At 70.5% G+C, this 11,511-nt stretch carries 5 protein-coding genes; 1 reads left to right on the top strand and 4 read right to left on the bottom strand.

What is annotated here, in order from left to right:
- From AB0K10_RS00990 to AB0K10_RS00975, 4 genes are all read right to left on the bottom strand, one after another.
- On the bottom strand, window positions 1-6,196 hold a 6,196-nt coding region (locus AB0K10_RS00990), incomplete at its 3' end, for an amino acid adenylation domain-containing protein (protein WP_363678638.1).
- A gap of 77 nt (window positions 6,197-6,273) precedes the next feature.
- Window positions 6,274-6,498 (bottom strand): MbtH family NRPS accessory protein, encoded by a 225-nt coding sequence (locus tag AB0K10_RS00985; RefSeq protein WP_363678636.1) that lies wholly within the window; start codon window positions 6,496-6,498, stop codon window positions 6,274-6,276.
- Between the two features lie 1,490 nt (window positions 6,499-7,988).
- Window positions 7,989-8,318, bottom strand: a complete 330-nt coding sequence (locus tag AB0K10_RS00980; RefSeq protein ID WP_363678634.1) for a hypothetical protein — start codon at window positions 8,316-8,318, stop codon at window positions 7,989-7,991.
- 275 nt (window positions 8,319-8,593) lie between these two features.
- Window positions 8,594-9,757: an acyl-CoA dehydrogenase family protein gene (locus tag AB0K10_RS00975; protein WP_363678632.1), complete on the bottom strand. Its 1,164-nt coding sequence runs from the start codon at window positions 9,755-9,757 to the stop codon at window positions 8,594-8,596.
- Window positions 9,758-10,007: 250 nt separating this feature from the next.
- On the opposite strand from AB0K10_RS00975, the gene AB0K10_RS00970 reads away from it, so the two are divergent.
- On the top strand, window positions 10,008-11,435 hold the full coding sequence (locus AB0K10_RS00970) for a UDP-glucose/GDP-mannose dehydrogenase family protein (protein WP_363678630.1): 1,428 nt from the start codon (window positions 10,008-10,010) through the stop codon (window positions 11,433-11,435).
- The last annotated feature ends 76 nt before the right edge of the window (window positions 11,436-11,511 follow it).

Raw genomic sequence — 11,511 nt, 5'->3', positions numbered from 1 at the left:
TCTCGGCCAGTACCTCCGCCGTCCGGCCCTGCGGGGTGTCCTCCCGCGCACCGGGGGTTCCGCGGCCGGGCGTCGTCAGCGCGGCCCGGTCGACCTTGCCGTTGGGCAGCCGGGGCAGGCGCTCGACCAGCACCACCGTCGGCATCATGTAATCCGGCAGTTTCTCTCGCAGAGCGGCGCGTAGGCCGTCAACGGACAGCGCGGCCCCGGGCCGTGCCGCCACGTGCGCGACGAGCCGCCGATCGTCCGCACCGTCGTCGTCGCAGATCACCACACACTCGCCGACGCCGTCCAGGCCGGACAGCACCGCGGCGACCTCGTCCGGCTCGACCCGATGCCCCCGGATCTTGAGCTGATCGCCGATCCGGCCGAGGAACTCGATCGTGCCGCTGGACAGGAGCCGCCCCCGGTCGCCCGTGCGGTAGAGCCGCCGGCCGGACGGGCCGAGCGGATCGGCGACGAACCGTTCGGCGGTCAGGGTCGGGTCGCCGAGATAACCGCGGGCCAGGCCCGGGCCGCCGACGACGATCTCACCGGGCAGGCCGGTCGGGACCGGGCGCAGGTCGCTGTCTACCACGTACACCCGGGCGCCCGGGATCGGCCGGCCGAGCGGCACCACCGCGCGTCGGCCCTCCCGGTCGGTGCGGACCTCGGCGGCGGCGACGATGCCGGTGGTCTCGGTCTGGCCGTACATGTTGACCATCCGGGGCGTCACGCCCGGCGCGCTGCGGATCGCCTCCGGCAGGTCGTAGCGAAGCGGTTCACTGGCGGTGAGCACCACCTGTGGCCGCCAACCGTCCCGACGGGCCAGGACCGGCTGGACGACCCGCAGGTAGGACGGAACCAGGTCCAGCACCTGCACCCCGTGCGCGGCGGCATGGTCGAGCAGTGCCTCCGGGTCGGCCAACTGCGCCCGGTCGGCGACGACCACGTGGCCGCCCGCGGCGAGTGGTACGGCGAACTGCCGCACCGACGAGGAGAACGCGAACGACGCCGTGTGCAGGAACACCGGCTCGTCGGGCAGGGCCAGCGCGGCCGGCAGCCCGTCCAGGTACGCCGACAGTCCACCGTGGGTGACCACCACACCCTTCGGCAGTCCCTTGGTGCCCGAGGTGTAGACCACGTACGCGGGGCACTCCGGCCGGAGGTCGGGCGTCGGGCGCGGCCCGGCCGGGACGGGCAGGTCCCCGATCGTGAGCACGTCGCCGGCACCTTCGGGCACACCGCCCACCAGGGCCTGCGTGGTGAGGGTCACCGCCGGCCGGGCGTCCGCCACGATCGCGGTCAACCGGTCCGCCGGGTAGGCCGGGTCGAGCGGCACGTACGCGCCACCAGCTTCCAGCACTGCGAGCGCCGCTACCACCACATCGGCGCCTCGGTCGAGGTACAACGCGACCATCGTCTCGGGACCAACACCGCTGCCGGCCAGCACCCGGGCCAGATCCCCGGCCCGCCGGTGCAGCTCGCCGTAGGTCAAGGTATCGCCGCCGCCGGTGACCGCCGCGGCAGTGGGCCGCCGCTGCGCCTGCTCCGCCACCCGGCTGGTCAGCGTGCGGTGCAGGGCGGTCTCGGGCAGCGCCGGGCCGTGCGCGAACGCGTCGAGGCGCTCCCGCTCGCCGGGTAGAAGGACGTTCACGTCGAAGACGCGCTGCTCCGGGTCGCGGACCAGGCGGTCCAGCACCGCCTCGAGGCGGGCCATCATCGCTTCGACGGTGTCCGCGTCGAACAGGTCGGTGCTGTACTCGGCGTGCCCCTCGATCCCGTCCTCGGTCTCCCAGAGGTCGACCAGCAGATCGAAGCGGGCGGTGCACTGCTCGTTGTCGATCGACGTGAGGGTGAGGCCGGGACCCGGGTCGGGTAGCCCGCCCGGGGCGTTCTGCAACGCGAACCGCACCTGGAACAGGGGTGAGTGGCTGAGACTGCGGGTGGGCGCCACGGCGTCGACCACCATGTCGAACGGGACGTCCTGGTGGGCGTAGGCGCCGTGGGCCGCCGTGCGGACCCGCTGCAGGAGTTCGCGGAATGTGGGATCGCCGGACAGGTCGACCCGCAGTGCCAGGGTGTTGGCGAAGAACCCGACCAGGTTCTCCAGTTCGGTGCTGGTGCGGTTGGCGATCGGCGTGCCCACGGTGACGTCCTGTTGCCCGCTGAGCCGGGCCATGAGCACGTCGAACCCAGCGAGCAACGCCATGAACAGGGAGACCCCCTCCCGGCGGGCCAACTCGGCCACCGAGCGGGACAGGCCGGCCGACCATCGGACGTCGTGACGAGCGCCTCGGAAGGTCTGCACCGGTGGCCTCGGCCGGTCGGTGGGCAGGTCCAGCGTCGGCAGGTCGGCGAGCTGCCGACGCCACCAGTCGAGCTGGGTGTCCAGTTCGGCACCCGTCAACCAGGACCGCTGCCAGAGCGTGTAGTCCACGTACGTGTGGGCCAGCTCCGGCAGGGGCGAGGACTGTCCCTGCGCGAATGCCCGATAGAGCGTCACCAGATCGTTCAACACGATGTTGAGCGACCAGCCGTCGGAGACGATGTGGTGCAGCGTCATCAGAAGCACGTGCGAGTCGGGGCGCAGCCGCACCAGAGTGCCGCGCAGCAGTGGCCCGGTGGCCAGGTCGAACAGGGTTCGACCCTCGGCGTCGAACAGCGCGCCCAGCCGCCGCTCCGGTTCGGCGTCGCCGGAGATGTCCACCTCGGCGTACGCCACGGCCTCGGCGGGCAGGACCTCCTGCACCGGTTCCCCGTCCACGGACGGGAAACGGGCGCGCAGACCCTCGTGCCGGGACCACAGCGCGGCGAAGGCCGCACCGAGCGCGTCGGCCCTGAGATCACCGTCGAAGCGCAGCGCGATCGGCACGTTGTAGGAGGCGCTGTCCTGGGTGAGCCGGTTGAGGAAGTACAGGCGTCCCTGCGCGTACGAGAGCGGTACCGGTCCGGTACGCGGCACAGCGGCCAGGCCCGGCCGGGGTGCCCGCCCGCCGAGCGCCTCGATCCGGGTCGCCAGGTCGGCCAGCGACGTGGACTCCAGGAAGATCGGCAGCGGCAACTCGATGTCGAGCTTCTTGCGTAGCCGGGCCACGGCCTGCACGACCAGGAGGGAGTGACCGCCCAGGCCGAGGAAGTCGGAGTCCCGGCCGATGGACTCCACCGGCCGTTTGAGGATCTCGGCCCAGATCTGGGCGATGACCGTCTCCAACGGGCTCACCGGGGCGACAAGGGTGGGCGCTGGCTGCGCCGAGGTCGGCGCCGGCAGTGACCGCCGGTCCACCTTGCCGTTGGCGGCCAGCGGCAGCGCGTCCAACGTGACGACGATGTCCGGCACCATGTACTCGGGCAACTCCGCCCGCAGCGCGTCGCGCGGGTCGTCCGCCGCGGCCGGTCCCCCGACGGTGACGTACGCGACGAGTCGTTCCTCGCCAGGCCCGTCGCCACGCAGCAGCGCCACCGCCTCCCGAACCTGCGGAAGCCGGGTCAGGGCGACCTCGATCTCCTCCAGCTCGACCCGGTACCCCCGGATCTTCACCTGGGTGTCGGCCCGGCCGAGGCAGTCGAGTTGGCCGTCGGGGCGCATTCTGACCAGGTCACCGGTTCGGTACATGCGCTCCCCCGGGGTCGGGGCGAACGGGTCGGGCAGGAACCGCCCGGCGGTCAGGTCGGGTCGGCCGTGGTAACCACGGGCCACACCGGCTCCGGCCACGTACAGCTCCCCGACCGTGCCGGGCGGCACCGGCGTGAGGTTCCCGTCGAGTACGTAGAGCCGCGTGTTGGCGATCGGCCGGCCGATCGGCACCACCCGGGATAGGTCGGTGTCGTCGTCGACCTCGTACACGCAGCAGCCGACCACGGTCTCGGTCGGGCCGTACTCGTTGATCACCCGCAGGCCGGGGGCCCGGCGGCGCCAGGCAGCGACCGTCGCACCGTGAAGCGACTCGCCCCCGACGACCAGGTAGCCGTCCGAGGCGATGGTGCGGGCCGGGATCGCCCGATCCAACGCCTCCAGGTGGGCCGGGGTGAGCTTCACCAACCCGAAGTCGAGGTCGGCACCGAGCAGCCCGGTGAGGGTCTCCAGTTCGGTACCGTCGGGGACGAGCACCACCGGCCGACCGGCCAGCAGCGGACAGTACAGCGTCGTCACGGACAGGTCGAACCGCAGCGGCGACACCAGGGGCGCTCCGCCGCCATCGGCAACCCGGTACGCCCGCAGGCTCCAGGCCAGATAGTTGGTCAGACCCCGGTGGGTCACCACGACGCCCTTGGGACGTCCGGTCGAGCCTGAGGTGTAGATGACGTAGCAGGCGTTCTCCGGGTGCGGACGGACCGGGGGCGGCAGGTCGGCGTGGCCCTCCTCCTCGCTGTCCGGGTCGGCGTCGGCGAGCAGCACGTGCGCTCCGGTCGGCGGCACGTCCGAGGCCCGGGCCTCGCTGGTGATCACCACCCGCGCGCCGGCATCGGCGAGCATGAACTCGACCCGCTGCGCCGGCTCGGCGACGTCCAGCGGCACGTACGCGCCCCCTGCCTTGAGGGTGGCGAACACGGCCGTGACGAGGTCGACTCCGCGGTCCAGGAAGAGGCCGACCCGAGCCTCCGGGCCCACGCCATGTCGACGCAGCCGGACGGCGAGGGCGTCGGCGCGTCGGTTCAGCTCACCGAAGGTCACCGTGAGTTCGCCGAACACGAGCGCCGGCGCGTCGGGCGTACGGGCAGCCTGGCGGGCGAGGAGTTCGTGGGCGTGGGCACCGCCGGCGAGCTGGCCAGCGGTTCGGTCGTCGCCCTCGACGACTGCGGCACGCAGCTCGTCCTCGGACAGCAGCCGGGCGAGCCCGACCGGGGCGTCCGGCGCCTCGGTCAGGCTGGTGAGCAGGGCCCCGAGGTGGGTGGTCGTGCGCGCCACGGTGGCCAGGTCGAAGATGTCGGTGGCGTACTCGGCCACGCCCTGCAACCGGCCGTCGGCGTCCGGCCACACCTCGACGGTGAGGTCGTACTTGCTGATCGGGAGGTGGTGGTCGAGGGCGGTGACGCGCAGGCCAGCGATGTCGACCTCTGGCGCCTGGTCCTCAACGAGGGCGAACATGACCTGCGCGAGAGGGGTGTGGGCGAGGCTGCGTTCCGGGTCGACCGCCTCCACCACGCTGTCGAAGGGCACCTCACCGTGCGCCATGCCCTCCTGCGCGAGATCGCGGACCCGTCCCACCAGTTCCCGGAAGGTGGGCGAGCCGGAGGTGTCGACCCGCAGGACGATCGAGTTGACGAAGAAGCCGACCATCGTCTCCAGCTCGACCCGAGGCCGGTTCGCCACTGGGGTCACCACGGAGATCTCGTCCTGGGCCGCGTACCGCGACATCAGGGCCGCGAAGCCGGCGAGCAACACCATGAACGGCGTGGCCCGTTCCTCCCGCGCCAGGCGGTCGACGGCGGGCCAGACCCCGTGCGGCAGCGCGAACCGGTGCCGCGCACCCTGGAACGTCTGCACGGCCGGGCGGCGACGGTCCAGCGGCAGGTCGATGACCGGCGCGGCGCCGTCGAGGGTCCGCTTCCAGTAGTCGAGGCTCGCGGCCAGATCTGCCGCGCGCTCGGGCCGGTTTTCCCAGGCCGCGTAGTCGGCGTAATGCAGGGTGCGGGACGCGAGGTCCGGGGCACGGCCCTCCACGCCGGCCCGGTACAACTCCAGAAGTTCGTCAACGAGAATGCTGACCGACCAGCCGTCGCAGACGCTGTGGTGCAGGGTCAGCAGGAGCACGTTCTCGGTGGGCGTCAGCCGGAACAGCGCCGCACGCGCCAACGGACCCTCGGCGAGCGAGAAGGGACGAGTGGCTTCGTGGCGCAGGGCCGCGGTGAGGGCGGCCGTGTCGTCGCTGGCCAACTGGCGGGGCGTGAGGTCGACCTCGATGCCAGGCAGGATGCGCTGAACCGGGGCGCCCTCGATGCTGGCGAACACGGTCCTCAGCGCCTCGTGCCGGTCGAAGAGGGTGCCCACGGCGTCGGTGAGCACGTCGAGCCGGAGCGGGCCGGTGAGGCGCAGTGCGGTCGGCACGTTGAACATCACCGTGCCGGGAGCGAGCTGCTCCATGAACCACAGCCGGCGCTGCGCCGGGGAAACTGGCAGGTCACCACCACGTGGGACCGGGTCGAGTGGGTTGTCCCGCCGGGTCCGCAGGCCACCGAGGCGCTTCTCGAAAAGCGCGCGCTTCGAGGCAGACATCGAATCGAGGCGCGACCGGGTGGGCGAGGTCGCCGAGCCCTGTGCCAAAGGGCGACCGGCACTCGCATCGGTGGTCATCAGGCCGTCCCCCGACCGGCGCTCTCCAGGTACGTCACGAGGCTGCGCGGCCGCATGTCCGTCCAGGTGGAATTGACGTAGTCCAGACAGGAGACGCGGTCGGCCGGCCCGTGGGTGACCGTCCATCCGGCCGGCAGGCCGAGCGCGTGGGGCCACAGCGAGTGCTGGCCCTCGTCGTTCACCACCACGAAAAAGCGACCGTCGGGGTTGTCGAGTATGTTCACGTCTTCCTCACTCTGCGCCTGGTCCCGAGACCCGAGGGGAAGCGCTCAGCCGGCACGGCAGCCAGGCAGGGACCGCAGGGCGGTCGGTCCTGCCAGGGCCGAAGCCAGGACTTGCGTCCCCCAGGTCGGGCATCGCCAACTGTTTTTTGCATAAGGTTTCGTTTGGAAGTCGCGTGTGGTTCAACAACCACGCGTCTTCGCTCTCGGATCCTCAACAGGGCGGCGGGCAGGCAACCAGCCGAGGATAGGTAGCCGCCCCGGTAACCAAAGATCCTCAGGGGTGCATCCGGGCCAATGCCAAGCACATTTCAGCAGGCCACACGGAACCCACGTCGCACCTCCCCCGAAGTCGGCGACCTTGCCCGCGTCCATCAATGTGAACGCACGCGATCCACAGGAAACCATCAGACACGGAGCGTGTCAAGGCCCATTCGGTCTGCTGAAGGCCGGCACGCCGAGTGCGACGTATTTATGACAGATACGCGCAGTCCGGGTCGTCGAGCTGGCGGCCTGCCGAGGGGGTCATCGCCCCGGCGAGCGAGGCGAGGGGCCGTGGAGCGCATCGGTCGGATTCAACCCCCCACACGGCGGTGACACCACGTTTTGGCTCGTCACCGGCGTTTTGGACCGCGCCGCAGCGTACGGAGGTGAGGGGTTGCCCAGGCCCACAGCGACGCGCGGGACAGCGGCAGGTGCACAAGCCGACCCCCGAGGCGCCAGCGCCAATCAGCACCGACCCGGGTGAGAGAGACTGGCAATTAAGGTCAATCTCGCACGATTCGCAGCCCGACCGAGCGGATCATTCATTCGTCGAGAACAGGCTGGTGCACAATTTTCGACACGACACCCGTTAACAAGAGTTACGCAGAAATTCCCGACAAATACCTAATCCGAAAAGGCGCGCGGCTGCCTTCACCCCGCACCCATTCCAACCATTTTTACTCAAGCGATGCAGCGATACGAGGCATCGGCCGACGCTTATGTGATCAGACGCCGAAAGGATCGGACGCCATGGACGCATGGTCAGTCGGTTCGGCGGTGAACCCCATGGCCCACCGCGGCCACGGCCAGGTCCGTCAAACCGTCACCCCTGAATCCTTGTGCTCGCGTTCGCGAATCGCCCTCGGGCCGCTCGGAACCATGAGGCTGATCCTGAGTCGTCCGGACGACGCCGACGCTGGAGATGCCGCCGAATCGCAGCGCGATCTTCTCCGCGCCGGACGTGGCGGGCTTTCGCAGGACACCGGGCGGCAGTCCGCGCCACTGCCGGGCATCCGGGCGCTCCCCAGCCTGGCTGCCCCAACCGGCGTCTCCTTTCGACGGCGTGGCCGGTCTCCTCAATGGCGTGACCCGCGGCTGGAGCGCCCGAGAGGAGCCGTCGCGGCGATGCACCTCAGGCGGCTTGAATCGCACCTTCGCGCGGCGCCGACCCGGCTTTGGACAGACGATGCTCATGCAGGAACGCGAAGATCGAGTTCACCGGCAACGCCTCACCGCAGAACCGGCTCATCGGATCCAGTAGGTCCAACTGCTAGGTCGATGAGAAGACAGCGATCGGCGCCCGCAGCCGCACACACCCTGTGCAACGCGCCCGGCCAGGCCGCGTGGCCCGAGGCGAGTTCGAGTACATCCGCCACGGCACGGTATCCGTCATCGCCGCCCTCGACGTGCACCGCGGGCACGTCGTCACCGAACAGATCGCCAAGAACGACTCCGCGACGTTCATCGCGTTCCTGACCATGCTCGACACGCACGTCGATCCGGCGCTGACGATCCACCGCGTACTCGCACAACGGATCGTCACACACATCGAAGGCCACCACGAAATAGCTAGCCGAACATCCTCGCTTCGACCCTCACTACACGCCCAGACACGCGTCCTGGCTAGACCAAGCCGAGCTGTTCTCCTCGATCCTGACCCGCAGGCGGCTCCGCCGCAGCGAGTTCGCCTCCCACCAGGACCTCGCCCACAAGATCGACCGCAAGCGTCCTGGGTTGATCGAAAATCTCCCGCAAGGGTACCGATCAGTCACGCTTCGCTACCGCACCTATCGACTCAGCTGCACCCACTCTGAGCTGCGGAGGCAGCCCCAAATCAGTCCTTCAGGAGCTGCCGCGCCATGACGATCCGCTGCACCTGGTTCGTTCCTTCGTAGATCTGGGTGATCTTGGCGTCCCGCATCATGCGCTCGACCGGGTAGTCGCGGGTGTAGCCGTAGCCGCCGAGCAACTGCACCGCGTCGGTGGTGATCTCCATGGCGGCGTCGGAGGCGAAGCACTTCGCCGCCGCGCCGAAGTAGGTCAGGTCGGCGTCGCCCCGCTCGGACTTGCCGGCGGCGGCGTACGTGAGCTGTCGGGCCGCCTCCAACTTCATGCCCATGTCGGCGAGCATGAACTGGATGCCCTGGAACTCGGCGACCGCCTTGCCGAACTGGCGGCGCTCGGCGACGTACCCCTTGGCGTAGTCGAGCGCGCCCTGCGCGATCCCGACGGCCTGCGCGGCGATGGTGACCCGGGTGTGGTCCAGCGTCTTCATGGCCGTGGCGAAGCCGGTGCCCTCCGCGCCGATCATGCGGTCGGCGGGGATCCGCACGTTGTCCAGGTAGACCTCGCGGGTCGGCGAGCCCTTGATCCCCAGCTTCTTCTCCGGTGCGCCGAAGCTCACGCCGGGGTCGGACTTCTCGACCACGAAGGCCGAGATGCCCCGGGAGCGGGCGGCGGGGTCGGTGACGGCGAAGACGGTGTAGAAATCGGAGACGCCGGCGTTGGTGATCCAGCGCTTCACGCCGTTGAGCACCCAGTGATCCCCGTCACGCACCGCCCGGGTCGTCATCGACGCCGCGTCGCTGCCCGCCTCGGGCTCGGAGAGGCAGTACGAGAACATGGCGTCGCCCGCCGCGACAGGGGTCAGGTAGCGGCGCTTGATCTCCGCGGAACCGGACAGGAGCAGCGGCATCGTGCCGAGCTTGTTGACCGCCGGGATCAGCGAGGAGGACGCGCAGGCTCGCGCCACCTCCTCGATCACGATGGCGGTGGCCAGCGCATCCGCGCCCGCGCCGCCGTACTCCTCGGGGATGTGCGGCGCGTGGAAGTCGGCGGCCCGCAGCGCGTCGTAGGACGCCTTCGGGAACTCGCCGGCCTCGTCGGCCTCGGCGGCGTGCGGCGCCACCTTGGCGGCACAGACCTCACGGACCGCCTCCCGGATCGCCTCGTGCTCCTCGGGCAACCGGTAGACGTCGAACGACTCCCCTGCGGCCATGTCGGCCCCTCCCCTTCACCGCTATCATGCGCAGTCTGCGGCCTCCCCTGACCGCCGACCGCGCAGACTGAAGGATAGCGACTGCAGTTCAGGTGATGTTACCGGCGCGTAGGTATGGGCATGACGGAGCACCCGCGCCGCTGGGCGATGATGGAAGGCAGACAGTGAGCCACCCCTCCGGTGCCCCGTCAGGCGCCGCAGCAGAATGCGACGCGACGACGCGCCGCCAGTGCGAGCGGAGAAGACAGGCGTGACGATCCCCTACCCCACCATCCAGCCGACCCCCGCCATCGCCGCGGTGACGCCGCCCTCGGGCGCGCCTCGGCCGCGGGTGACGTTCCTGGGAACCGGCTACCTCGGTGCGACGTACGCCATCTGCTACGCGGAACTCGGGTACGAGGTGCTCGGGTTCGACGTCGACGCGGACAAGATCGCAATGCTGAACGCCGGCGAGGTGCCGATCCACGAGCCCGGCCTGGACGAGCTGCTCAAGCGCAACCTGGCCGCCGGCCGGCTCCGGTTCTCGACCGACATCGCCGAGACCGCCGAGTTCGGCGACGTGCACTTCATCTGCGTCGGCACCCCTCAGCGGGCCGACGGGATGGGCGCCGACCTGTCGTACGTCGAGGCGTCGGTGACCAGCCTGGCGCAGCACCTGACCCGCAAGGCGTTGATCGTCGGCAAGTCCACCGTGCCGGTGGGCACCGCCGAGTGGGTCGAGCAGCTGGTCGGCAAGCACACCCCGAACGACCTGGACGTCGAGGTGGCGTGGAGCCCCGAGTTCCTCCAGGAGGGCTTCGCCGTCGACGACGTGCTGCGGCCCAACCGGATCGTGGTCGGCGTCAAGAGCGAGTGGGCCAACGGCATGCTCTACTCCGCGCACAAGGGCGTGTTCGACCTGGCCGCCACCGAGGACCGCGAGGTGCCCCTGGTGGTCACCGACTTCGCGACGGCCGAACTGGTCAAGGTCGCGGCGAACGCGTTCCTGGCCACCAAGATCTCCTTCATCAACGCCATGGCCGAGGTCTGCGAGGCCAGCGGCGGCGACGTCACTCAGCTGGCTCGCGCGATCGGGTACGACCCCCGGATCGGCAACCGGTTCCTCCAGGCCGGGCTCGGCTTCGGTGGCGCCTGCCTGCCCAAGGACATCCGCGCCTTCCAGGCCCGCGCGCAGGAGCTGGGCGCGGGCGAGGCGCTGCGCTTCCTGCACGAGGTCGACCTGATCAACCTGCGTCGGCGGACCCGCGTACTCCAGCTCGCGGCGGACCTGCTCGGCCGGCGCTCCGGGCCGGCCGGCCCGGACTTCTCCGGCACCCGCATCGCCGTGCTGGGCGCCACCTTCAAGCCCAACACCGACGACGTCCGCGACGCCCCGGCGCTCGCCGTCGCCGCGCTGTTGCAGAAGGCCGGCGCCGACGTGCACGTGTACGACCCGCAGGGCAGCGAGAACGCCCGCCGCGCGGTACCCGAGCTGACCTACGAGGCCGGCATCAACGAGGCCGTCGCCGACGCCGATCTGGTCTGCGTCCTCACCGAGTGGGCGGACTTCCGCAACGCCGACCCGGTCGCCCTGGGTGAGCTGGTCGCCGGCCGCAAGGTCGTCGACGGGCGCAACTGCCTCGACTCGGCACTGTGGACGCAGGCCGGCTGGGAGTACCGGGGCATGGGCCGCCCCTGACGGTTCGCCACTCACCGGCCGGTCGCGAAACCCCCCTTCGCGGCCGGCCGGTGATGTTGTTTGCCCCGGACCCGCC

Origin of the sequence: Micromonospora sp. NPDC049274, assembly GCF_040678875.1 — a bacterium.
Lineage (GTDB): Bacteria > Actinomycetota > Actinomycetes > Mycobacteriales > Micromonosporaceae > Micromonospora.
The sequence above is the reverse complement of the archived record's forward strand: the minus strand, read 5'-3'. Positions and strand labels throughout refer to the sequence as shown.

What these genes read in the sequence shown, in the direction of transcription:
- AB0K10_RS00975 (WP_363678632.1), bottom strand. Translation starts at nt 9,757, where the DNA reads ATGGCCGCAGGGGAGTCGTTCGACGTCTACCGGTTGCCCGAGGAGCAC.